This is a genomic window from Roseibium sp. ROS1, assembly GCF_054658215.1.
Window position 1 is genome coordinate 70,674 of the sequence record NZ_BAAGIG010000004.1, and the last position, 23,314, is coordinate 93,987.

At 61.0% G+C, this 23,314-nt stretch carries 18 protein-coding genes; 6 read left to right on the forward strand and 12 right to left on the reverse strand.

Annotated features, from left to right (window positions below):
- Positions 1-76 precede the first annotated feature (76 nt).
- The 8 genes from ACYQ6M_RS23060 to ACYQ6M_RS23095 form a co-directional block, all read right to left on the reverse strand.
- The gene (locus ACYQ6M_RS23060) at positions 77-2,161 is read right to left on the reverse strand and encodes a peroxidase family protein (RefSeq protein WP_460075840.1); all 2,085 of its coding nucleotides are present in this window, start codon (positions 2,159-2,161) and stop codon (positions 77-79) included.
- Entirely contained in the window at positions 2,158-4,617 is a 2,460-nt protein-coding gene (locus tag ACYQ6M_RS23065; RefSeq protein ID WP_460075841.1) for a c-type cytochrome, read from the reverse strand. The genes ACYQ6M_RS23060 and ACYQ6M_RS23065 overlap by 4 nt, the downstream gene beginning before the upstream one ends.
- 288 nt (positions 4,618-4,905) lie before the next feature.
- Entirely contained in the window at positions 4,906-5,829 is a 924-nt protein-coding gene (locus ACYQ6M_RS23070; protein WP_460075843.1) for an ABC transporter substrate-binding protein, read from the reverse strand.
- 98 nt (positions 5,830-5,927) lie between these two features.
- Complete coding sequence (locus tag ACYQ6M_RS23075; protein WP_460075845.1) at positions 5,928-7,052, reverse strand: NAD(P)/FAD-dependent oxidoreductase; 1,125 nt, start codon at positions 7,050-7,052, stop codon at positions 5,928-5,930.
- Positions 7,053-7,091: 39 nt separating this feature from the next.
- Positions 7,092-8,618: a YifB family Mg chelatase-like AAA ATPase gene (locus tag ACYQ6M_RS23080; protein ID WP_460075847.1), complete on the reverse strand. Its 1,527-nt coding sequence runs from the start codon at positions 8,616-8,618 to the stop codon at positions 7,092-7,094.
- A gap of 88 nt (positions 8,619-8,706) precedes the next feature.
- A complete protein-coding gene (locus tag ACYQ6M_RS23085) occupies positions 8,707-8,967 on the reverse strand; it encodes a hypothetical protein (RefSeq protein WP_077291328.1) in 261 nt (86 codons plus the stop codon).
- 82 nt (positions 8,968-9,049) lie between these two features.
- Positions 9,050-10,246 carry an MFS transporter gene (locus ACYQ6M_RS23090; protein ID WP_152505019.1) on the reverse strand — a complete coding sequence of 399 codons (1,197 nt, stop codon included), beginning with the start codon at positions 10,244-10,246 and terminating at the stop codon, positions 9,050-9,052.
- Positions 10,206-11,246 (reverse strand): hypothetical protein, encoded by a 1,041-nt coding sequence (locus tag ACYQ6M_RS23095; protein ID WP_055660346.1) that lies wholly within the window; start codon positions 11,244-11,246, stop codon positions 10,206-10,208. The genes ACYQ6M_RS23090 and ACYQ6M_RS23095 overlap by 41 nt, the downstream gene beginning before the upstream one ends.
- Positions 11,247-11,408: 162 nt before the next feature.
- Here ACYQ6M_RS23095 and ACYQ6M_RS23100 point away from each other — a divergent pair, with 162 nt between their 5' ends.
- Entirely contained in the window at positions 11,409-12,317 is a 909-nt protein-coding gene (locus ACYQ6M_RS23100; protein WP_023002376.1) for a LysR family transcriptional regulator, read from the forward strand.
- 12 nt (positions 12,318-12,329) lie between these two features.
- On the opposite strand, the gene ACYQ6M_RS23105 is transcribed toward ACYQ6M_RS23100, so the two are convergent.
- Positions 12,330-13,169 (reverse strand): LysR family transcriptional regulator, encoded by an 840-nt coding sequence (locus ACYQ6M_RS23105; protein ID WP_460076448.1) that lies wholly within the window; start codon positions 13,167-13,169, stop codon positions 12,330-12,332.
- Positions 13,170-13,244: 75 nt separating this feature from the next.
- Here ACYQ6M_RS23105 and ACYQ6M_RS23110 point away from each other — a divergent pair, with 75 nt between their 5' ends.
- Positions 13,245-14,216, forward strand: coding sequence for an NAD(P)H-dependent flavin oxidoreductase (locus ACYQ6M_RS23110; protein WP_460075851.1), 972 nt, complete (start codon positions 13,245-13,247; stop codon positions 14,214-14,216).
- 342 nt (positions 14,217-14,558) lie between these two features.
- Complete coding sequence (locus ACYQ6M_RS23115) at positions 14,559-15,698, forward strand: PepSY-associated TM helix domain-containing protein (RefSeq protein ID WP_460075853.1); 1,140 nt, start codon at positions 14,559-14,561, stop codon at positions 15,696-15,698.
- A gap of 133 nt (positions 15,699-15,831) precedes the next feature.
- Here the strand turns inward: ACYQ6M_RS23115 and polA are convergent, their stop codons facing one another.
- From polA to ACYQ6M_RS23130, 3 genes are all read right to left on the reverse strand, one after another.
- Positions 15,832-18,822 (reverse strand): DNA polymerase I, encoded by a 2,991-nt coding sequence (polA, locus tag ACYQ6M_RS23120; protein WP_289807688.1) that lies wholly within the window; start codon positions 18,820-18,822, stop codon positions 15,832-15,834.
- 55 nt (positions 18,823-18,877) lie between these two features.
- A complete protein-coding gene (locus ACYQ6M_RS23125; RefSeq protein WP_460075855.1) occupies positions 18,878-19,909 on the reverse strand; it encodes an acyltransferase family protein in 1,032 nt (343 codons plus the stop codon).
- Positions 19,910-20,027: 118 nt separating this feature from the next.
- Positions 20,028-20,540 (reverse strand): FxsA family protein, encoded by a 513-nt coding sequence (locus ACYQ6M_RS23130; protein ID WP_075283209.1) that lies wholly within the window; start codon positions 20,538-20,540, stop codon positions 20,028-20,030.
- A 238-nt stretch (positions 20,541-20,778) separates the two neighbouring features.
- Between ACYQ6M_RS23130 and ACYQ6M_RS23135 the strand changes: the two genes are divergently transcribed.
- The 3 genes from ACYQ6M_RS23135 (at position 20,779) to ACYQ6M_RS23145 (ending at position 23,312) form a co-directional block, all read left to right on the forward strand.
- Positions 20,779-21,507, forward strand: a complete 729-nt coding sequence (locus tag ACYQ6M_RS23135; RefSeq protein WP_023002384.1) for a Tim44/TimA family putative adaptor protein — start codon at positions 20,779-20,781, stop codon at positions 21,505-21,507.
- A gap of 113 nt (positions 21,508-21,620) precedes the next feature.
- On the forward strand, positions 21,621-22,739 hold the full coding sequence (mltA, locus tag ACYQ6M_RS23140) for a murein transglycosylase A (protein ID WP_460075858.1): 1,119 nt from the start codon (positions 21,621-21,623) through the stop codon (positions 22,737-22,739).
- Positions 22,740-22,742: 3 nt separating this feature from the next.
- On the forward strand, positions 22,743-23,312 hold the full coding sequence (locus ACYQ6M_RS23145) for a Smr/MutS family protein (RefSeq protein WP_023002386.1): 570 nt from the start codon (positions 22,743-22,745) through the stop codon (positions 23,310-23,312).
- Positions 23,313-23,314: the final 2 nt, after the last annotated feature.

The window sequence follows — 23,314 nt, forward strand, 5'->3', positions numbered from 1 at the left end:
GGCAGGCTTTGCAAATTTTGCCGGCGCAATTCTGCGTTCGTAAAGCCTGTGCAGCGGGGAAGCCCGGCCAGGAATATCAGCCTGGCCAGGTCAGAAGCGTGTCCTTGTTGATGGTGAAATTCGCATTCGGCCTTCTGGCGTTGGCGGCAACGTTGAGATCGACAATGTTCTGGAAGGTGGACGTCGCCTCGATTTCCGTCATGCCATACTCGGTGAAGACCTCCGGACCGAAGATATTCTTTGCCAGAAGCGGGTTGGTGAGTGCCTGGGAGAAGGCGTCGGACCCAACCATGGCCAGAAGCAGGGGCGGCAGGGGGCGCGCCCGCATCTGGTCTTCTGCCAGCAGTCCGATGGGAAGATCGACCCGATCGATGCCGCGCACGCCGTTCCAGTCGGGATAGAGTGCTTCCAGCTCTCCCGCCAGACCGGCGTCGCCTCCGGTCAGTTCCAGGAAACTGTCGTACGGACGCAGCTTCCAGGAGGCGCGGTAGGCGTTGAAGGGGGCGAGCCGGAACCTGCGGGCAAACGCCAGCGTGCGCTCTTCCGCGCCTTGCAGGAAGAACGGGGTGTTGTGAAGGGTCAGCTTGCCTGCCCGCTGGCTCGCCGCCGCATCGATGACCGCCTCGACGCCGTGATTTTCGATGATCGTGTTGTTGAAGCGGAAATTCTCGTTTTCCAGTACCTCGCCCTGGAACAGGAACCGATCCGGAACCATGGCATGCCAGCGGTAAAGCAAGTCGAATTCCAGCGAGATCCGGTTGGTGCGGTACCACAGGCGCTTGTCCGCATCGCCAGGCTCCACGAAGATCTTGAACGGCGAATTGGCAAGGTGGTTGATATAGTCCTCGATAATGACCTTGAGCAGCTTGACGATGTTGATGTTGCGGGCCGTTTCGAAGACGCGGTCCGGACCGAAGTGCGGGTTCCGTTTGCCGATCTCACGCGCGAGACGATTGTGCTCGCGCAGGAAGATCGTGTTGAGTGCGCTGTAGAGGATCGTGGAATTGGCCCGTTCCAGGCCGGCCGCATAGTGGCATTTCCAGCGCTCCGGCGTGACGGCCCAATCCCCGATACCGGCCAGGAGTTCCCGAAGCTTTTTCGCCGCGCCCCATTCCGGATCGGCCCCCAGGAAGGTCGTTGCCCACATGGGCATGAAATGAATGCCGGCAAACTCGGCTTTGACTGCCAGATCCGGGCCCGCGAGCAGCGGCGGCAGCTCGCCGACGGGTGTCTGCCGGGACTTCAGAAAAGCGCCTTCCCGTAAAAACGAGGTCGTTTCCTCGCCAAGACCGTAGATCTGGCAAAGATCGATTTCGTGGTTCGAGGTGTTCAGCCGTTTGTTCAGCGGGTGAGTGCGCAGGAAACTGTCGGTGAACCACTGGGCAAAGAAGCAGAACAGCGTGCTGGTGTCGCTCTCGACCATCGCCTTGCGCCGGTAAAGTTCCGCCACCCTCGGCACTTCCGGCAGGGCATCGACAAAATCCTGATCAACGGGTGGCAGGTGCCGGCCGGTGTAGCGGCGGTCAACCAGACCCGGCCAGCTGGCGAAGGTGCTGGTGGTCTTTTCCGGATCCTTTGGGCCCGCAACCATTTCCAGATGCGTTTCCGGATCATGCGGTGTCCAGAGGGAGAGCGGGAGCGGACGACCGGGTGGCGCGTTCGAGATGCCGTTGATGACAAGACGGTTGATCACCCGGCTGAGCGGACCGCAACGCTTGACCAGCCGGACGAGGGCGGGAAAGGCCTCGGCCAGTTTCAGTGCCTGGCCGCCGATGAAACCGAGGATCCGCTTGTGCACCGGCGGATCCCGCAGAACGTCCCTCTCGGAACGGGCGCCGAGCTGATCCAGAAACGGCACGAACACCAGGGCATAGAGGATATGCGGCCAGACGTGGTGGTGCCAGACATCCTGCAGCACGAATATGAACACAAAGGCGACGACCAAATTGCCGCCGATGAAGATCCAGTAGCCGATGCGCAGTCGCCGGAACATGAGCCAGTTGGCATAGGCGCCGGCCCCCAGCGCCAGCCCGAGGACCATGTGTATCGGATCGAAATCGTAGCGGAAGAATTCCTCGACGCCGCGATAGGCCATGATCGTCCCAACGAGCAGGCAGATGATGTCGAGAAACGTTCCCTTGAAGGATGCGCTAAGCCTCATGACCGCCCCGCATATTGCTTGGATTTGAGATATTCGATCAGTGCGGATTTCTCGCCGTCCGGAAGACCGGTGCCGTAAAGATGTCCACCGTTGCCGTTACCGGTCAGCTGCGTGTCGAACAGGAAGCCACTTTCGCAGGCAAAGCCGACGTCCACCGGATCGAAATCCGTGCAGCCGCGATAGAAGGTCGCCGGACGGTCTTCCGGCGCTGACAAAAGCGCCCGAAGCGTCGGCACGGAACCATTGTGGAGATAAGGCCCGCGTGCCCAGATGGCGTCCAGCGGCGTGTTTGCATAGCCGTCCGTTGCCCGGTAGTGCGAGAACCGCCAGGTGTACCCCTTGCCGACATCGCCGAAGCGGCTGACGAAGGCTTCGTCGAAGAGATCGGACCGTGCCGGGTCTGTCTGAAGGTCTGAAAGCGGCGTGACCTGCCCGAAGCTCTCGCCTCCTGGGTCATGACACGTGCCGCAGCCTTCCCTTTCGTAAATCGCAGCGCCGTCTGCTGCCATCTCTGCATTGACTGGCAAGGGGTAGGCGGGCGGCGGCAGGTCCCGCAGCCATTCCGCCTGGGCATCGATCAGCCCGCGTTGCAGCAGCCATTCCTTGGCGCCGCCCGCAAGGGCGGCGGAATAGTTGCGCTCGATCAGCGAATTGTTGTTGCCGTCCCAGTGGAACCAGCCCCCCTCGCGGATGCCCTGGTTCCAGACCGAGGGAAAGTCGACCGTTCCGACCGCCTCGTCCTTTTCAGGGCCATAGCCCCAGCGCGCGCGCCAGTTGTTGCCCGCGTCCGTGCGCCCGGGGCCATGCTGCGGTTTCACCTTCATCCAGCTGAAAGCAGTCGCCAGTCCATCGGCCTGTTCCTTGATGCCAGGTACAAGAATGGTGCGCACCAGAAGACGGTCGATTGGCCCCAGAGGTCTGCCGGCCTGCGCGGCGCTTTCGATCACCGCATCCGCCGTCAGCTTGTCGCTTGCGGCAACGTAGCCAAGGAACAGGATGTAGGACTGGATATCGAGCTTTTCGGCAGGTGCACCCAGCAACAACATGGTGTTGCCGCCTGCGTTGACTTCCACGCTGTGGCAGGTGGCGCAATTGAAGCCGACCCTCGGCACACCGACGCGCCGAATGCTGAAGCCGATCGGAAGTTCCTGTCCCGGTTCCTCGATGAAGCCGAATGTGCGCCAGCCTTCGGGCAGCTCGTCCTTGAAAATTGCCGGCAGTTCGCGCCAGACCATATAGGGGAAACCGTCCCATTCGGCGCCGATGGAACCGTATTTGAATTCGGCGACCGGATTGTCAAAGGTTTGTGGCGGACCCGGCTTGATGGTGAGGCGCTTGCCTTCCAGGACCAGGCAGGCGATCAGCAGCAGCGCGGCGACAATCGCCAACCAAAGCGGCATGCCGTCGTTTCTGGGCGATATGGAGGGTTGTTGCATCTTGTAGCTTTCCGGAATGCCGGCAAAGACGGGTGGAACAACGCCATTGACTTCATGCCGCTTGCAAGCGGCACTCTCATAGGCTTGTCGCCGGGCAAGGTTGATGGCGCCGACGGGCTCGTGCGCCGGCAGGCTGTTCCAGGGTGAAAAGGCGATGTTCTCCGCCAATGGGGCGTGTTGATCGACGTCCTGCTGAAAGATTTCCAGCGTCGCCAGCTTTTCGTGACGCGCGCCCGGCACCGCCGACCAGGCAATCGACGGATCATCAACCGGCTGCGCGGCCGGATCTATCTGCACTTCGACGCCGAATTCAAAAGTGACCGGGCAACGGATCAGGGTTTCCCTCAGCACGACGGCCAGTTGATCGCGTCCGGATTTGACCTCAGGCGGATCCACCGGCACCGGCCTTGGCGTCGCGGTATATTTCACCAGAAGATCGCCAAGCCGATAAGGCGTGGTGCTGAAATATCGGCTTGCAAGCGGAGACACCGGGCGATGAGAGACAAAGGCCCGGATCCTGCCGAAGAGATAGAAGCCCGTGAACAGAAGCCGGGACAAGGGCTTCAAGCGGGCAAGACCGCGTTTCAGCACCAGGGTGTTGATGTCGTCGTAGTCGCCGAGGTCACCGGTGAAAAAGGTTTCATGGTCGACGAGAATGAAGTCCTGCACCCTGCCGTCCGGGTTTTCAGCCGACAGCCACTCCCTGTCGATGCCCAGCACCTTGATGGCCATGCCGTGGGCATCCCGCTTCCGGTCATCCAGTTGGCGGCCGTTGGAAAACCGGACAAGGGCGTCATATGTGCCCGGCAAGGCGAAGAGACCGTGACGCAAGTCCTCCGGCACTTCGCCGATACTGAAGCGGGCGCGGACACAGCCGTGATGTTTTGGGTGCTGTGGGCGGCGGGCCAGACCGGGAACCGTGCAAATGGCCTCGGCATTGGTACGGGCGATGCTGTCGATCAGCCCTGCGTCTCCACCGGTTTCCGATTTGCCCGGCCGTGCCGGTTCTCTGGAGGCCATTCAGCCCGCCCTCTCGCGTTGGTGGGTCAAACGCATGGTCCGGCTCTTCAACTGCCGATGCGTTTAATTACCTTACGTAAGGCTAGCTTTTATTTTCAGGGAAGGGAAGGTTTCCGGCCGTTGTCCGTCACGGTGGTGTGACGGCATCCTTTTGAAATACAACCTGATTTGGTCGCCGGGTTGTATTTCTTCGTTTCGGCAATCATTTCTGCTCCGTGCCAGACGCTCGGGATGGCAAGGTGGCCCGGGTCAAAACTTTTGATCCGGGCTCTGTTGCTTCACAGGAGTTCAGTTGGAACTGAGGTCGACATTCGTCCCGTAGATCCGGGCGATGTCCCGAAGCATTGCGCGGGCTGCAAGAATGCCCTGCGACGTTGCCCAGACACCGTCATCGACCTTGTGGGCGTTTCCCGCCTTGACGACTTCCAGATTGGCCCAGAGAGGGTCTTTCAGCGTCTCGCCCTCCAGGGCCGTGCCCTCTCCATTGCCGGTGTCATATGTCAGGTAGAACATCCGGTCGGCTTCCATGTTCGGGATGCTTTCCTTGCCGACGGCAAGAGCCAGACCGTCCTGCGCCTGTACCTCGGGCCGCTTGAAACCGATGTCGTTCAGTACAACACCGGAGAAGCTGTCATGGCGATAAACGTAAAGCTGGCCGGGCACGAAACGGACGACGGAAACCGTGTCGTCGACATTCTCGCCGAGGGCGGCGCGCAACCGGGCAACGTCGGCCTCATAGGCACTGACAAGCGCTTCGCCTTCCGCTTCCATGCCGACCGAGCTGGCATAGAGCTTCATGTTGTCCTTGAAATCCGTGGCATTGACCACAAACACCGTGGGCGCAATGGCGGAGAGCTGAGGATAGATTTCCTCGTGCCGCTTCTTGCTGCCGAGGATCAGATCCGGCTCGAGCATGGCCAGCCGTTCCAGGTTGACCGCAAGCTCCGTCCCCACAACTTCAACTCCGGCCATCCGGTCGCCCAGATGCGGGTACCAGGGATCGCCATACCAGGATGACGCAGCCCCAACAGGCGTCTTGCCCAGCATGAGCATTGCCTCGGTGCCTTCGTTGGTGAGAACGACAATCTTCTGCGGAGTGTCCGGCACCTCGGTGGTGCCCATGGCATGGGTAATCTCGGCAGCGGACAGGGCGCCGGGCAACAAGGTTGGCAACAGGGCTGCGAAAAAACAAAGGCTGGATAGAAAACGCAAGGGGTATCTCCGGCATTACAGGTTATCTGGCTTGCCGAACCCCGACTGGCTTGAGGAATTTTTTCCTGGAAATTGCCGTCTTTGTCAAATGAAGAAGCTCAGGCCTGCAGGAACCGTCCGGGTGCAAGCTGGTCCTGTGTGATACCGCAGGCGGAAAGATCACCCGGCAGGTTCCGGCCGGCAACAAGGGCCGCCAGTGCCCTGCCCATCGCCGGGGATGTCAGAACCCCGCATCCGCCCTGGCCTGCGCTGACAAAATAACCCGGATGATCGGGAAATCCGCCGCAGACTGGGTTTCGGTCGGGCGCAAACGTGCGCAGTCCTGCCCAGCTTGCGGATGGACGTGGCACGGCCAGCTCGGTGTCGATGCCGATATGATGGATCGCCTCTGCAAGTCGAAGATCATCTGCATAAACCTCTCCCGGAGAAACTGGATCAGCCTCTGCCGGTGACGCCGTGAAGCCGTGCGGCTGCGGATGGACGTACCAGGTGTAATCAGCCGTCGTGACATGTGGCCAGACACCGGCGTCCTGACGGTGAAGCGGAAACGTGAAGGCCGAACGGCGGAAGGCGTTGAGGCCAAGCGCCGGGACACCGGCAAGATCCGCAATCCGGTCCGCCCAGGCCCCGGTTGCATTGACCAGAACGGGCGCCGACACCGTCCGGTCTCCGGCCGTCACCTGCCATGTGTCGGCAATCCGCCGGATGGAAGTGACCTCCGCCTTGCAGACGAAGCGAGCGCCATTGGCAGCAGCCGCCTTGCGATAGGATTGCAGCAGCAGATCGACATCGATATCCATCGCATCCGCTTCGAAAACTCCCGCATGAACCCGTTCCGGTCGGAGGGCCGGAAACAGGGCCAAAGCCTCTTGTCTGTCGACAAACCGGCAGTCCGACCCGGCCTCCTGCAGCCTTGCCATCAGCCTGTCCAGAACTGGCCGATGCTCCTCACGCCCCACCGTCAGGCAGCCGCGGGGCGCGACAAGCGTCTGCTCGCAAAATCCCGGCGGCGGCGCCTGAAAGAACGCACGGCTTGCCGCGGCCAGTGCGCGCATTGTGTTGGCGGAGATGCCGGCCGTGAATTGCCCTGCCGTGCGGGCTGAAGACTGCGTTGCCAGCGCCGGCTCGCGCTCCAGAAGCGTCACTTGCGCAAACTCGGACAGAAAACAGGCCGCGCTCAGCCCGGCAACACCGCCGCCGATGATGATGACGTCTGCTGTCATTGCGTCAGACAAATCCTCGCGGTCTCACGATCAACGCTGTCACGCCGCCTTGCGGGACATGTCTTCGCCGCGGTAACTCAAGGCCTCCGCCAGGTGAATGCGGCCAACCTGATCCGCACCGTCCAGATCGGCCAGCGTGCGGGCGAGTTTGAGGACACGGTGATATCCGCGCGCACTCAGGGCAAGACGCTCGGCGACATCGCGCAGGAAAGCGAGCCCCTTGTCGTCCGGCCGTGTCATGGTTTCGACAATCGATGCAGGTGCCTGGGCATTTGTGCGGCAGGCAAGGCCAAGTTCCAGGAAACGCTCTGCCTGGATGCTGCGCGCTTCAGCAACCCGAGCAGCCACGACGGCGGACGGCTCGCTGGCCGCAGGGCCGATCAGGTCTGCCGCCGTAACGGCCGGAACCTCGATCCTGACGTCGATCCGGTCAAGCAGCGGCCCGGACACCCGGGCCTGATAGTCGGTGACGCAGCGCTCGCCCCGGCGGCACTGGTGGCCCGGCTCGCCCGCATGGCCGCAGCGGCAGGGGTTCATGGCCGCCACAAGCTGGATGCGAGCCGGATAAGTGACCCGGTGGTTTGCGCGGGCAATTACCGCTTCGCCCGATTCCAGCGGCTGCCGCAGACTGTCGAGAACCTGCGGATTGAACTCGGGAAGCTCGTCGAGGAATAACACTCCGTTATGGGCGAGCGAGACCTCTCCGGGCCGGGCACGCATCCCGCCTCCGACAAGGGCGGCCATGGAAGCGGAGTGATGCGGCGCGCGGAAGGGGCGTCGATCGGTCAATTTGCCTTCGGCCAACTCGCCCGCGAGCGAGGCGATCATGGACACTTCCAGAAGCTCGCGCGGGGTCAGGGCCGGCAGGATGGACGGCAGGCGCTGCGCCAGCATGGACTTGCCGGAGCCGGGAGGACCGGTCATCAACAGGTTGTGCCCGCCGGCAGCGGCGATCTCCAGCGCCCGTCTGGCGCTTTCCTGTCCCTTGACCTCGGCAAGATCCGGCAGCACACCGGCATTGCCGCGCAGCCGGGCCACCGGCCGGGAGAGCACCTGTGTTCCCTTGAAGTGATTGGCGAGCTGGATCAGCGAACGGGGCGCGAGAATGTCCATGTCTGCGTCGGCCCAGGCAGCCTCGCCGCCGCTGGCTTCCGGGCAGATGAGGCCCTTGCCGATGCCGTTGGCGCCCATGGCGGCAGGCAGGACACCGGCAACAGGTGCAAGCGTGCCGTCGAGACCAAGCTCGCCCAGAACAACGTATTTTTCCAGAAATTCAGCCGGTATGGCGCCGATGGCGGCCATCACGCCCAGCGCGATCGGCAGATCGTAATGCGAGCCTTCCTTGGGCAGGTCGGCAGGGGCGAGATTGACTGTGACGCGTTTGGCCGGCAGGGCCAGGCCTGAAGCGGCAAGCGCCGCGCGAACTCGTTCCCGACTTTCTGCAACGGCCTTGTCCGGCAGGCCGACGATGGTGAAGGCAACCATGCCCGGCCCGACATGCACCTGCACGTCTACCGGAACTGCCTCGATGCCCCGAAACGCGACCGTCGTGATCCGGCTGACCATATTCACCTCTACTTACAGATGCAGGTCAACGAAGCATATGTCGATAAAAGACGCAAGAACAAATATGGAACAGACGAGGTCTACCCGATCAGGATACCAGCACGCGCAACTTGCTTCCGCTGGCAACAGTGAAGTTGGCACTGGTCAGAACAGCATCCAGATAAGCGGGCACTTTAAAGTCTTCACTCGGCTGCAAACCGTTGGTTTCCAGCCAGTCGGACACAAGCTCAAGGAGCCGGTCGGGGTCTTTTTCATAGAGGGCCCGACACAGCTCCATGTCGAGCTTGGCCCCGGCGGTGTTGGCGGCGGTGAGTATCATCGATCCAATCGCATTCTGTTCATCAATCATAGCGTGCTGCCAACATGCTTGCAATTTTCGGGAAAGGCCAGCACATAGCGGTTATGTGGGCGTTGGCCACCATAACCCGCTGTTATGGTCTGACCCCTTCGGCCTGCCTTCCCGCCGCAAAGCCCGCCAGGCCGCAGCACAGAAGCCCGGCTGCGAAGAAAAGTGCCGAATGGCCGACAACCGGAATGAGAAAGCCACTCAGCACAGGTCCGACCCCCTGCCCCAGGGAAATCAGGAAGAAGGTAAAGCCGAACCCGATGGACGGTGCCTGCCGGAACAGCCTCATGCTCCACATGCCGAAAAGGGCGGTCATCACGATGAAACCGACGCCGAAACAAGCCGCTGACACGTAGATCCCGAGCCTTGTTTCCACCAGCAGCGGCAGAGTGCCGATTGCGGTCCCGACCAGAACCGCCAGGACACGATAGGCAGCCTGCAAACCCCAGCGATCGACAAGACCACCGGCGAAGCAGCCGGTAACGCCCGAAATGCCCAACACGATCCAGAACAGGATTGCGTCTCGCGGATTGCCCGTCAGCATGGTCAGGAGTTCGACGGCATAGGTCCAGTAGACGGCGGTGACGATGCCGAAAAGAAATGCCGCGACAAACAGTCCGCGCGCAGTCCGATCCATAAGGATCCAGACGGACACCCTGGGCCGGGCATGTTCCAGATGCACGCTGCGCCTGGGCAAGGTGGCTGCGTTCCAGATCGTTACACTGAAGGCGATAACCGCGAAAACCAGCCAGGCGAGCCGCCAGTCACCACCGGCGAAGAGAGCCAGCGGCCCGGCAAAGGCAACGCCGAAACCGGTGCCGGAGTTGATCCAGGCATAGACGCTGTTCTGCCGGCTGAGTTCCGTATGACGCACGATGACATCGGAAAAGGGCGGATAGGAAAGGCCCGGGCTTGCTCCTGCAACGAAGACGCCAAGCGCCAGTATGAACGGCGTCTGTGCCAGGGCGATCATGGCCATGCCTGTTGTGGCGGCGAGGCCGCCGAGCAGGATCGGCAGGCGCGGTTCGAACACCGTCGACAGCCAGGAACCGACGAAAGTCGCCGCCAGATACCCCAGATAGGACAGGCCGGCGATCAGGCCGACCGTCTCCGGCGACAGCGCGAATTCCTGACGGATTTCCGGCAGGAACAGGCCAAAACAATAGCGTGCCAGTCCGTAGGTGACAGCGACGATGGCCAGGCCCGCGGCAGTAAGACCGCGGGTCTGTGCCAAGGTCATCTCAAACCCGGCGGGAGAGCTGGAAGTGAAGTGTTTGGTCATCCGTGTAGCTCTCGCCGAATATTTCGAAATGGCCACCCTCCTGCCGGTACGAGCGATACTGATCGCGCGTGAGTTTCAGGCAGAAGTTGGAAACATGCAAGTTTCTTCCGCTGATTGAATGCGCGAATTCCTCGGCCAGAATGGCCACTTGCGCACTCTGGCCATCCTCGAACACGACAGGCAGCAAAAAGAAGCGATTCAGCGTCGGCAAACTGCGGTCCACCGCCCGTTCGAACGCGATGCGCGAAAACCGCTGCATGGCCGGATGGGCGTAAAAACCGGAGATCTTGTCGGTCTGTTCGATGGTGTAGAGCTGGCTTTCGGACAACAGCAGGTCTCCTGGCCGGGTAATGTCCCGCAGCCAGCCGTTGACCACTGCCGGATCGTCGTTGCCTTCCTGAAAACCGAGCATTGTCACGAGTGCGGGCGGCGCACCGTCTTCGATCATGTCTTCCAGGCGGCAGGCCTCGAAAGGCGCGGTGACAAACTCAAGTGGAGTGTCCGGCAGGATCGCCGCGAGGGCTGCCCGCATCGGCGCAGCCGACATCGGGTTGATGTCGACGGCGATATAACGATCTATGATAACGCCCAGGCCCTGCAGTGTCTTGAGAATGAACCCGGTCTTTACCGGCTCCGGCCCCAGTTCGACATACACCAGCCGCTCGCCTGCAAGCTCGGTTGCAATCCGCCCGCAGCTTTCTTCCAGCGCCGCCCGAAAAGACCTGCCGTCTTCATGAATTCGGCCAAGCGTGTCCGATGCGATACCGGTCTCGTTCAGCTGGCGCATCAGCTGAAACACCTCGTCCAGAGGCCCGGTTGCGGTCTCCGAACTGCCTTCGTTTGTGTATTTCACCCGGTTGTCCTGGGTCAGGATCGTATCGAGACTGAATTCCGTGTGGCAGGCAATTGCCCTGTGAACTCTTTGTTGCAGCGAAAGGGGGCCGGTCGTCTGGTGATCTGGCCCATGCTCCGGCTGGCCATAGGAAAGCGCTAAAGTCATGGCGGATACCTGTTTTGACAAAAGAGACTCTCGGATTACGGGATTTTTTACCGACCCTTAAATTTATAATTGAAGCGCCCCATAATGGAACGTTATGCTTGTGTGGCGCTGGACCGGCGGAAAACCGCATAGGTCGTCTTGCGCTAAAACGGAGGCAGGGACATGACCATAGGCCGTTTTAATATCGAGTTGCTGGAAGCCTTTGTGGCTGTTGCCGAAGCAGGCAACGTCACGCATGCAGGATCTCGTTTGAACCGCACACAACCCTGCGTCAGCACTCAGCTGCGGCGTCTGGAGGAACGGGTCGGCAAGCCGCTGATCGAGCGCAGTGCGCGCACAATGAACCTCACGCCCGCCGGGCGTATCCTCTATCAGCACGCCACGGAAATCCTGCGCTCACACGAGGAAGCCAGGTTGCGCCTGTCTGCGCCGGAACTGACCGGCACCGTGCATGTCGGCCTGCCAGAATGGTATGCGACCGGCCAGCTGCAATCGATCTTCTGCAATTTCGTTCGCATTCACCCAAACGTGAAACTTGAGATGACAGTCGCCGACAGCGCCACACTGCACGAAATGCTGTCCAACAACGAAATCAACCTCGCAATAGCCCTTGTCTCGTCTACCAAGCAGATGCCGGTCGAGATATTCGAGGAACCGCTGCACTGGGCGGTTGGCGACAACTGCCCGCTAACCGATCCGCTGCCATTGATCATGTTTCCCGAACCCTGCCCTTTCCGGGAAATCTCCTTCGGTTCGCTCGCCCGCGCCGGACGGCAGTGGTACGAGCGCATCACCACCACCAGCGTTGCCGCCGCCCAGGTAGCCGTTCTGTCGGGTGCAGGCCTTTGCTGCCTGCCGTCGGGAGCCATTCTGGAAGGCTTCAAGATCCTGAAGGAGCAGGATGGCTTTCCGAAGCTTCCGGCAACACAGCTCGCGATCTACACCCAGTCGACAACGCAATCGCCCATCGTCGATTACCTGGAAGAGCATCTCAACGACCTCCTGCAGAACGCCATCGCGCCGCGCTCGGCGCTGGCGGGCAAGATACAGCCGGATTTGCGGGTGGTCTGACGGCCTGAAGCCTCAGGCCCGTTCTGCCAGGATTTCCAGCAGCTTCCTGTGCGCCTCGACCGGTTTGCGGTCGACGCGCCAGACAAGATAGGTGACGGTTTCGCCGAAAGGGGGCGGGAGCGGGGTCGTCGTCAACTGGTCGGCATTGCGAAAGCCCAGGACAGCGCTTTCCGGAGCAACCGTGAACCCGAGACCGGCCTCCACACAGCCCAGAATTCCCTCCAGCGTGCCCAATTCCGTTACTTCCCTGTCGCTCTGGCCGATACTGCCGAGCCACGCCTGCGCCGCCGCCCTGTAGCTACAGCCATGGCGAAAGGCCAACAGCGGGCCCTGCGCCGAAGTGGCCGGACCACTGGCGCAGACAAGCTGTTCGCTGAAGGCACGAACCGCCTGAAACCTGGCCTTGTCGACAGGCCCGGCGACAAAGGCGGCATCGATCTTCTGATCCCACACCTTTGACAGCAGGTCTGCGGTCGGGCCGGTCGTCAGGGAAAGCGGTGCTGCGCTTTTGTCCCTCAGACGTTTGAGAAGAGCGGGCAGGCGAACAGCTGCCGTTGTTTCCATGGAACCTAGCCTGAGCGGCGCACCTGCTCCGGCAGCTTCCAGAAGATCGCGCTCAGCCGCCGCAAATTGTTGCAGAAGCACGATCGCGCGCGCATGGACCTGTTCACCGAATTCCGTCAGCCGGGCCCCGGCCTTGCTGCGCTCGAAGACCTTCTGGCCGAATTGTTCCTCAAGACGCCGAATACGGGAGGTGACGTTCGACTGCACGCAATTCAACGCCTGGGCAGCCCCCGAAAAGGAGCCTGTCTCGGCGACTGCCATCAGTGTTTTCAAAAGCACGATGTCCATACTATTCAAATTAGAGATATCAAATTCCTTCTTCAATCATTTTTCCTGAAATGATTTTCATGGCAGCGTGTCTGCATGAAACAGCTGCTCGACACGCCCTTTACCCGCCGCTTTGCCGTCTCCCATCCGGTCGTGCTGGCGCCGATGGACAGGATTTCGGACGGCCATCTGGCCGCTGAAGTCAGCCGCGCCGGTGGCTTCGGTATTATCGGCGCTGGTTACGGCGACCTGGACTGGGTCGACGCTGCCTTTGATGCGGCCGGCGACCAGAGGGTCGGTCTTGGTGTCATCACCTGGAGTCTTCTGAAAAAACCGGCCCTCGTGGATCGGATCCTCGACCGCAATCCAGCGGCCCTGTTCGTTTCCTTCGGTGACGCGGAACCGATCGTAAAGGCCGCCAGGGAGCGCGGTATTCCCACCATCTGGCAGGTGCAACGGCTGGACCAGGCCGAACAGGCTCTGAAGGCCGGAACGGACGTCCTCGTCGCCCAAGGCCAGGAAGGTGGCGGTCACGGCATGGACCGCGGCCTGTCCGCCCTTCTTCCTGCGGTTCGCGATGCCGCCGGCAAGGAGACGATCGTGTTGGCGGCCGGCGGGCTTGCGGACGGGCGCGGGCTGGCAGCAGCTCTCATGCTGGGCGCGGACGGTGTCATGATGGGAACCCGTTTCTGGGCAAGCGTCGAGGCGAACGGATCGGAAAAGGCCAAGGTTGCTCTGACCAAGGCGCACGGGGACGACACGGCCCGGTCGAGTGTGTTCGACGTTGCTCGCGGACTAGATTGGCCGTCGCAATTCACAGGGCGGGTTGTTCAGAATGCGTTTTCCCGCCCCTGGTTGGAAGACCCGGCAGGCTTGTCCGGCGCGGCTCACAAGATCCAGAAAACCTATGAGGCTGCCGATCCGGACGACTATTCCGTTCGCGCCCTGATTGCCGGAGAATCCCTCGATCTTGTGAAAACCGTTCAACCGGCGGCAAGGATCGTGGAGACCACTGTTCGAGAGGCGGCAGCGCTTCTTGCTCGCGCCCCGGATTTCGTTATCGGGTGAATTCGCACCGCGTCCTCAAGACCTCCCTGTCACCCGCTCTTGTCACTATCGACGCCTTTTCCGTCCAGCCGGTGGTGCGGCAAATTGTATGCGGCTTGGGACACGCCTGAGGGTTTTGGCACCGGGACCTGATGTGGACTCCCGGAAACCCTGGGCTTTTGAGCTGCTGACGGAAATCACTTGGCGCCCGGTTCTTCGCGGTGGCGACAACTGGTTACAAATTCTCGGCCAAACATCCTGCTGTTGCCTTTGACGCAGCGAGATCTTCGGCTTAGGCCTGTTGAAGCCGGTGGAGGAGGACCCGGCAACCGTCAAATCCGGTCTGAAACGGGCAGCAGCACCATGTCTTTCAAACGCATCATTTTCTGGGCGCATCTCGTCGTCGGGGTCGCCTTCGGTCTCGTTATCCTCCTGATGTCAGCCACCGGCGTGGTCCTGACCTACGAGCGCCAGATCATCTCCTACATGGAAAGCCGCGCGGTCGAAAAACCGGCCGATGCGCAGCTCCTCTCTGTCGACGAACTGGCAACTGCCGTTCTGGCCAACGGCGGTCAACCCGGCAATTCGCTGGTCCTGCCAAGTCAGGACGGCGCCCCGGCCACACTTTCGGTCAGCCGCCGCGAGAACCATTTGCTCAACCCTTATACCGGGGAGCGGATCGACAATGCCGCGGAGGGCACAAAATCCTTTTTTGGCACGGTGACCGCGCTGCACCGCTGGTTTGCCCTTACAGGTGAAAACCGCAGCCTAGGGCGGGCCGTGACCGGTGCTGCCAATCTCGGCTTCCTGTTCATTCTGGTGTCCGGAATTTATCTCTGGTGGCCGAAGAAATGGACCTGGCGGATCGTCAAGCTGAACCTTTTCTTCCGCAGAAACCTGCCGACCGCGAAGGCACGCGACTACAACTGGCACCATGTCTTCGGCATCTGGTCGCTCGTACCGCTGTTTGCCGTTGTGGTCTCCGGCGTCGTCATTTCCTATCCCTGGGCCAGCAACATGGTAGCCGCCGTCTTCGGGCCGGTTTCGCCCGCAGCAACCGGCCAGGCTGCCAGTGAAGAACGCCAGGGTCAGAACCGCGCTCAGGGTGAAGCCGTCAGCCTGCAGGCCATTGCCGAAACGCTGAAACAAGCCGAACCGGACTGGCAGACACTTTCGGTCAAATTGCCCAACGGACAGGCTGCACGTGTGGTGATGACCGTCGATACAGGCAACGGCACCCAGCTTTCCCGCCAGACGACCTATACGGTCTCCAGGGTTTCAGGCGAGGTTCTGGGCGTCAGCGGCGCTGAAGACCAGCCGGCAGGCCGGCGCGCCAGGGTCTTCCTGAGATTTCTGCACACCGGCGAGGTCTATGGCTTCATCGGTCAATCGCTCGCGGGACTTGCCTCGCTGGCGTCGGTGTTTCTCTTCTACACAGGCTTTGCGCTTGCCTATCGCCGGCTGATCCAGCCGCTGTTCCGGCGCCGTGCCCAGCAGGCCTGAGGCATGCTCTCTTGTCGGGACTGAACCACCCAGAGTAAATCGCGTTTTGTCAGCATCGCTTTTCGCAGTCTGAAATCAGAGATTTCAACGCAAAAAGCGATGCAGGATTTTTTCAGGTTAAACACAATGCGCTCTAATGCGCTTCGTCCCAATTGTCGGCGGCGCGGGCGTCGACCTGAAGCGGTACGGAAAGCTTCAGCGCCGGATCGCAGGCATTTTCCATCACGTCCCTGATCACCGGAATGGTTGCTTCCACCTGCGCGTCCGGCACTTCGAAGATCAGTTCGTCATGCACCTGAAGCAGCATCTGCGCATCCAGCTTTGATCCTTCCAGCCGGTTTTCCATACGCACCATTGCCCGGCGCAGGATATCCGCGGCAGACCCCTGGATCGGGGCGTTGATAGCGGCGCGTTCATAGAAGGCGCGCATGTTCGGGTTCTTGGTGTTCACTTCCGGATAATGCGCCTTGCGGCCGAAGATCGTGGTCACGTAGCCGTTCGCATGAACCTGCTTCTTGGTCGCTTCCATGTAGTCCTTGATGCCCGGGAAACGCTCGAAATAGGTCTTGATATAGTCGCCCGCTTCGCCGCGCGAGATGCCAAGCTGGTTGGCGAGGCCGAATGCGGAAATGCCGTAGATGATGCCGAAGTTGATCGCCTTCGCCCGGCGACGGACCATCGGATCCATGCCTTCGATCGGCGTGCCGAACATTTCGCTTGCCGTCATGGCGTGAATGTCCAGCCCGTCGTCGAACGCCTTCTTCAACTGAGGAATATCGGCCATATGCGCCAGGACGCGCAGCTCGATCTGGCTGTAGTCGGCCGAGATCAGCTTGTGACCCTTTTCGGCAATGAAGGCCTTGCGGATCTTGCGGCCTTCCTCGGTCCGGACCGGAATGTTCTGCAGGTTCGGTTCCGACGAGGACAGACGCCCGGTGGTGGTTGCCGCCAGCGCGTAGGATGTGTGCACACGCCCCGTTTCCGGATTGATGTAACCGGGCAGGGCGTCGGTGTAGGTGGATTTCAGCTTGGAGAGCTGGCGCCAGGAAACGATCCGCGACGGCAGTTCGTGCCCTTCCGCGGCCAGATCTTCCAGAACCTGCGCCGAGGTCGACCAGGCGCCGGTCTTTGTCTTCTTGCCGCCGGGAAGACCCATCTTGCCGAACAGGATATCACCCAGCTGCTTGGGCGAACCGATGTTGAAGCTTTCACCGGCCAGCTCGTAAATCTCGGCTTCCTTGCCCGCCATGCCTTGCGCGAATTCACCCGAAAGACGCGACAGCATCTGCCGGTCGACGGAGATGCCCCGCTTTTCCATGCGCGCAAGCACCGGCACCATCGGCCGTTCCAGCGTCTCGTAGGCGGTCGCCATATGCTCGGAAGCGAGCCTCGGCTTCAGGATCAGCCAGAGACGAAGCGTCACATCGGCGTCTTCCGCCGCATAGGCGGTTGCCTTGTCGATGGCGACCTTGTCGAAGGTGATCATCGACTTGCCGGAGCCGCAGATTTCCTTGAACGGGATCGGCTTGTGATCGAGCCAGCGCTCGGACAATTCGTCCATGCCGTTGCCGCCCTTGCCGGCATCAACCGTGTAGGACAGCAGCATCGTGTCGTCGTAAGGCGTGATGTCGACACCGTACCGTGTCATCACCAGCCAGTCGTACTTGAGGTTCTGCGCGATCTTGAGAACCGAACGGTCCTCCAGCATCGGCTTCAGCACTTCCAGCGCGTCTTTCAGCGGGATCTGGCCTTCGACAAGACCGCCACCGCCAAGAAGATCACCCTCGCCGTCGACGTGGCCAAGCGGCACATAACAGGCCTTGCCGGGCTCGGTGGACAGCGAAACACCGACAAGCTCTGCCTGCATGGCGTCCAGCGATGTCGTTTCGGTATCGAAGGCGACGTAGCCCTTTTCAAAGGCCGCGTCGCACCATTCCTTCAAGCGGTCGAGGCTGGTGACGGTTTCATAGGCGCTGCTGTCGACCGGGATCGCCCGGATCGTCTGGGCGCGTGCATCGGCAACCGTCTGCGGTACCAGAAGGCCGGAATTGTCCGGATCGGCGTCGCCCGGGGTTTTTGCAGCTTCCGAACCTGCGCTGTCACTGCCGGCTGCGCGCTCCATCATCCGGCCCTTGTGGTCCGGAACATCCCATCCCGGAACCTTGAGGTCCGATGCATCGACCGTATCCAGATCGGCACCGGTCACATCCGCAACGCGCCGGGTGAGGGTGGTGAACCCCATCGCCTTCAGGAATCCGAGCGCCTTGGGCCCGTCAACATCGGTTACCGACAATTCGCCCACCGGCACCTTGACCGGCACATCCTGCTTGAGAGTGACGAGCTGCCTGGAAATTCGCGCCTGATCGGCAAATTCGATCAGGTTTTCCCGGCGCTTGTTCTGTTTGATCGTATCGGCCTTGGCGAGCAGCGTTTCCAGATCGCCAAATTCGTTGATCAAAAGGGCCGCGGTCTTCAGGCCGATACCCGGCACGCCGGGCACGTTATCGACGCTGTCGCCCGCCAGCGATTGCACCTCGATGACCTTGTCGGGACCGACGCCGAATTTCTCGAACACCTCGGCTTCGCCGAAGGTCTTGTTCTTCATGGTGTCGATCATGCCCACCTTCGGGCCGATCAGCTGCATCAGGTCCTTGTCGCCTGAAACGATGGTGACGCGCGCGCCCTGTTCGGCAGCCTCACGGGCATAGGTCGCGATCAGGTCGTCCGCCTCGAAGCCTTCCTGCTCGATGCAGTGAACCGAAAAGGCGCGTGTCGCTTCGCGGATAAGGCCGAACTGCGGCACCAGATCTTCCGGCGGGTCCGGCCGGTGGGCCTTGTATTCCGGATAAATCTCGTTCCGGAACGTCTGCGCGGAATGGTCGAAAATCACCGCGAAATGGGTGGGCTCGTCGCCTTCCTCCGGTGTCAGACCTTCCTGCAGCAGCTTCCACAGCATGTTGCAGAAGCCAGAAACCGCCCCGACAGGAAGCCCGTCCGGCTTGCGTGTCAGCGGCGGCAGCGCGTGATAGGCGCGAAAAATGAACGTGGACCCGTCGACCAGGATAAGATGGTCATCGGCGGTGAGGGCGGAGGAGGTGCTTTGCGTCGACATGGCGCGGATCATGCCCGCAGCCTGTTCTGGAGAAAAGTCCTAAAGTTAAAAATTCCAAGCTTGCCGATCACTCAGCTGCCTGTGCCTGACGTTTCCCGCTGAAAGTACCGCTGAGATAGGCCCAGGCGGGCCTGCGGAACAGGAACCAGCCGATGTTCGTGCGGCGGATCAGCCAGAACAGGATCATCGGACTGACCGACGCCACCAGCGTCACGATCAACGACGTTGTGCCGATATCAAGGATGCCCAGCTTCAGCAGAATCACCCGCGTCACGCCCATGGGGAAGAAGAAGGCGAGATAGATGACGATCGAGTTTTCGCCGAAATGCTGCAGGAAACCGAGCCGCCCCCATTTCACGATCAACGCGCTGGTGAGGATGATGGCACCTGCACCGGCCGCGCCAAGAACAAGGGCAATGACCGGCAGATGCGCCCAGCCGGCATAGACCAGCGTGCCGTTCACCAGGCCCCAGACCAGCAGACACGCGAGACTGATCCCGATCCGCTCGCGCGCCCAGTCGGCCAGGGCGAAGATCTGCGGAGCAAAAACGAAGCCGGCATAGAAGAAAACGAAACGGGCCGCGAATTCATCGACCAACAGCCAGCCGGTGTGGATCGGCGCGATCTGCAGAAGTGCGCCGACGGCCAGAACCAGTTGCCACGGCACACCCTTGTCGTGGGCGACCTTTGACACGACGAAGAAGACCGGCAGCATGTAGATGAACCACAAGGTACCGAAGGGCTCGATGAAACTCAGAAAATAGAGTTCCACCGTTGCGCGAACGCTGGTTTCCTCGATGAAGACGGGCGCCTTCACCAGAAACTGGATCGTCATCCACAGCACATAAAAGTAGGCAAAGTGGACGACCTTGCGATCAAGATAGAGTTTCCAGTCGCGGGTAATGACATTCGACAGGAACAGGCCGGAGATCAGGAAAAAATCCGGCATGCGGAAGGGGGCTGCAAAGGCGACGACCACATGCATCCAGCCTGTCTGGCCAGCGGCGGCTTCCACGCCGAGCACCGAATGCATCATCACGACGAAGATGATGCAGATGCCCTTGGCGGTATCCACCCAATCTACACGCCTGGCGCTCATTCTGCCGCTGCCTGCTCCGCTTCAGTCCGGTTTCGGGTCCAATTCAGGGCAGACATAACCTTGACTGGTAAATTATACGCATACACCAGCAGTCACGTTTTAGTGAGCGTTTGGAAAATCAGGGCTTCGCGTTGTCCGAGCCATCCTGCCAGGGGCTGAGCTTCGGCTGGCCGGAGCCACCACCCGTGCCGCTGTTTTTTTCGCTCCAGTCGCCTTCGTCCAGATCCACGACGCCGTCATCCGGCCGGCGCATACCACCGCCGCCATCGACGATAACGACGTTCGATCGGGCAATGATGAACCGTGCCAGCGCTTCGCGCACCGGCGGTATGAACAGGAGCAGGCCGATGGCATCCGTGACGAAACCCGGGATCAGCAGCAGAATGCTGGCAAGAACGATCATTGCACCCTGCATCACCTCGTTTCCGGGTGTGCGGCCGGCATCCAGCTCCGTTTGCATGCGCATCAGCAGTGACAGGCCCTGCTGGCGCAGCATCACTGTCCCGGCCAACGCGGTGATCACCGTCAGCAGGATTGTCGGGAACACACCGATCAAGCCTCCCACCCAGATGAACATCGCAATCTCGATCAGGGGCAGAAGAAGAATTGCGGCAATGATATAAAGTCCCACGGGAGCTCCATCGTCTGATAAGCTATTCGGACCTAAGGTAGACATTCACTCGCAAAAATGCGAGCAGGCAGTCACGAAATGGCTATGAATGCAAAGATTCAGTCTTGCTCTTGGGTCTGGATGCTGGTTCAAGGACCCCCTAAATAGGAAGCAGACAGGCCTTGCGTACGAGGCTGCGCTCACCTGGCAGTTAGAGCAGGCGGCTCTAGGGCCTCAAAAAGGGTAACCGGAAGTTACGATGAACGAGATTTTTGACCCGTTGAACCTCCTCCTGATGGGACTTGCGGTTTTCATTCTGTTCAGACTGCGATCGGTGCTGGGCAAACGCACCGGCAATGAGCGCCCGCCATTCGACCCCTATTCCAAGCCCGATCAGCCGCGCGAACGCAAAAACGGCAACGATCAGGACAATGTCATCCCGATGCCGAACCAGACCACGCTGGAGGCCGAGCCGGTCGAGGAGAGCGGTCGTGGTGGCGACGTCGTGATCGACAAGGTTGCCCCGGCGGGCTCCGCATTGAACAGCGCCCTGAAGCAGATCCTGTCCGTCGACCGCAGCTTCGAGCCGGAACCTTTCCTGGAAGGCGCACGCGCCGCCTACGAGATGATCGTGATGGCTTTTGCGGACGGCGACAAGAAAGCGCTGAAGAACCTTCTGTCCCGCGAAGTCTATGAAGGCTTCGTCACCGCAATCGACGATCGCGAAAAGCGTGGCGAGACCATCGAATCGACCTTTGTCGGCATCGACAAGGCCGAAATCGTCGAAGCTGCACTGAAGAATTCGACCGCCCAGGTAACCGTGAAGATCCACAGCCAGCTGATTTCCGCCACCCGCGACAAGGCCGGTGAAGTGGTCGACGGCGATCCGGCCAAGGTAAGCGAAGTGATCGACATCTGGACCTTCGCCCGGGACACCACGTCCCGCGATCCGAACTGGAAGCTGGTCGCGACCGAATCCGCAGAGTAATCACGATGCAGGGCAAGCGGAACTCGCGGCCCCGGCCGGGCTTCCGGCTTGTCCCACTGCTAAAGGGCGCGGTTCTGGCCGCGCCGCTTTTCTTTTCAGGAGCTGCCTCAGCCATGGTACCAGGCCAACGGATCCCGGACCGGTTCGAGGCAATCTCCTTCACCAGTCTGCCGGGCTGGCAGAACGACGATCATGCCGCCGCCCTTGCCGGTTTTCTGCGCCTGTGCCGCAAACCGGAAATCCTGAGCCAGGACACCGTTTTTCCCTCCATCGCCACAGCAGACCTGCAAAAGCTCTGTAACGACGCCGAAAAGGCCGCAAAGTCCGGTGATGAAGCACCGCGAGACTTTTTCGAAAGCCGGTTCACGCCGCACCGAATTGCCCAGAGCGGATTTGTGACGGGCTATTTCGAGCCGGAACTGGCCGCCTCGCGGGTCAGAACCGAGATATTCCGGTATCCCTTGCTCAAAAAGCCGGAAGGCCTGGAGGCGATCACGCCGGAAAACCGGCCACAGGACTGGCCCGAAACGCTCAGCCATGGACGGCGGGTTGAGGGACGCGTCACCGAAATGCCGGATCGGAGCGCCATCATGGATGGCAAGCTCGACCCGGAAAATCTCGAACTCGTCTGGCTTGCCGATCCGATCGACGCCTATTTCGTACATGTTCAGGGCTCGGCAAGGCTGCGTCTTGCGGACGGAAGCGCGATGCGGGTCGGTTATGCGGGCAAGACAGGCCACCCCTACACCGGCATTGCCCGGTTGCTGGTAACGCGCGGAGAAGGCACGCCGGAGGACTTCACGGCTGCCGGACTTCGTGCCTGGCTGGAAGCGCATCCGGAAGAGCGCGATCAGCTGTTCCGGCAAAACCGGTCTTTCATCTTCTTCCGGGAAGTCGATGAAATCGGCGTGAACGACGGGCCCGTCGGGGCCGCGGGCCTTCCCCTTGTGGCAGGCCGCAGCCTTGCGGTCGATCCGAGTTTCATTCCCTATGGATCCCTGGTTTTCGTTGCCTCCGCGCTGAAGGATCACGACAGCGACGACGGCCCTTTCCAGCGGCTGATGGTGGCAGATGACACCGGATCGGCAATCAAGGGCCCGGCGCGGGGTGATATCTTCGTCGGATCCGGGCAGACGGCAGGCGCTATTGCCGGAGAAATCCGCCACAAGGCCGACTTCACGATCCTGGTGCCGAACATCCGTCTTGGTCCCGCTGGTGTGGCGGCGGACTGAGACATGGCAAGACGGGGCAAAAAAGGGACACTGTCGCCGGAGGACAGGGAACTGTGGGGCAAGGTTGCCAAAACCCTGACGCCGCTGCATCCGGACAGGGCTCAGGACCTCAAGGCCGAGCTTGAGAAAATCGCCGAAACCGAACCGGCGGCACCCGCAAAGGCGCTGAAAACCGCGACCGCGATCCAGGCTCCCGCTGTAGCCAAGGCGCCGCCAACACCGCTACCGCTGCATCAGCTGGAACACCGCTACCGCCGCAAGCTGGTGCGCGGCGTGAAGGCCATCGATGCGCGGATAGACCTGCACGGCCTGACCCAGCATCAGGCGCATGACCGGCTGCGCGGCTTTCTCTACCAGGCGCAGGCGAGAAGTCATAAGGTTGTGCTGGTAATCACGGGCAAGGGCAGCGGTGACGCACGCGCCTATATGGACGAGCGCGGCGTTTTGCGCAGAATGGTGCCCCAGTGGCTGTCGATGCCCGACTTGCGATCCGTGGTACTTGGCTACGAGGAAGCCCACGCGAACCACGGCGGCGGCGGCGCACTGTACGTTCGCATTCGAAAAAGAAGGTAGGG